We start from the raw sequence: 1,309 nt of genomic DNA on the forward strand, positions 1-1,309 counted from the left end.
GCATCAACAAGAGTTTTGGTGCGGTGCGCGCCAACCGGGACATCAACCTTGAGATCGGTCGCGGCACGATCCACGGCATTGTCGGCGAGAACGGAGCTGGCAAGTCGACGCTGATGTCGATCCTCTACGGCTTCTACCAGGCCGACAGCGGCGAGATCCGCGTTGGCGGCCAGTCGGCCTCGATCAAAACCCCCAATGACGCCATCGCGCTCGGCATCGGCATGGTGCATCAGCACTTCATGCTGGTCGACAATTTCACGGTGCTGGAGAACGTCATCCTCGGCGCCGAAAGCGATGCGCTCTTGAAGAAGAGCATCGCCAAGGCGCGCTCCGAACTGGAGCGGCTGGAGCGTGAATACGGGCTGGAAGTCGATCCCGATGCAATCATCGAGGAATTGCCGGTCGGCCTGCAGCAGCGGGTGGAGATCCTGAAGGCGCTCTATCGCGGCGCCGAGATCCTGATCCTCGACGAGCCGACGGGCGTGCTGACGCCGGCCGAGGCCGACCACCTGTTCCGCATCCTCGGGCAATTGAAAGACCAGGGCAAGACGGTGGTGCTGATCACCCACAAATTGCGCGAGATCATGGCCATCACCGACACCGTGTCGGTGATGCGCCAGGGCACGATGGTGGCGACGCGCGAAACCAGGAAGACGACTGTCGAGGAACTGGCCGAGCTGATGGTCGGGCGGCGCGTGCTCTTGCGGGTCGAGAAGGGCGAGGCCGAGGCCGGCGCCGTCAAGCTCGCTGTCAAGAACCTGACGGTGAAGGATACGCGCGGCGTAACCATGGTCGACGACATCTCCTTCGATATCAGGGCCGGCGAGATCGTCGGCATCGCCGGTGTCGCCGGCAACGGACAATCCGAACTGCTCGAGGCGATTTCCGGCATCAGGCGTGCGGTGTCCGGCTCGGTCATGCTCGACGGCAAGCCGATCGACCTGACCGGCGCCGCCGACCCGGGCGAACTGCGCGACCGCGGCCTGGCGCATGTGCCGGAGGACCGCCATCACGTCGGGCTGGTGCTGGCCTTCGAGGAGAACGAGAATTCGATCCTCGGCTATCACGATGATCCCCGTTATTTGAAGGGGCCGTTCCTCAACATCGATGCCATCCGCAACGATGCCAGGGACAAGATCGCCAAATACGATATCCGGCCGGCCGACTGCCGGCTGAAGACCGCCAATTTCTCCGGCGGCAACCAGCAGAAGATCGTGCTGGCGCGGGAGATGGAACAGGACCCTGGTGTTCTGATCGTTGGCCAGCCGACACGCGGCGTCGATGTCGGCGCCATCGAATTCATCCACAA

At 63.3% G+C, this 1,309-nt stretch carries 1 protein-coding gene; it reads left to right on the forward strand.

Annotated features, from left to right (window positions below):
• Positions 1-2 precede the first annotated feature (2 nt).
• A partial coding sequence (locus EN984_RS34960; RefSeq protein WP_245480188.1) for an ABC transporter ATP-binding protein occupies positions 3-1,309 on the forward strand: 1,307 nt, incomplete at its 3' end.

The organism is Mesorhizobium sp. M7A.F.Ca.CA.004.12.1.1 (genome assembly GCF_003997835.1).
GTDB lineage: Bacteria > Pseudomonadota > Alphaproteobacteria > Rhizobiales > Rhizobiaceae > Mesorhizobium.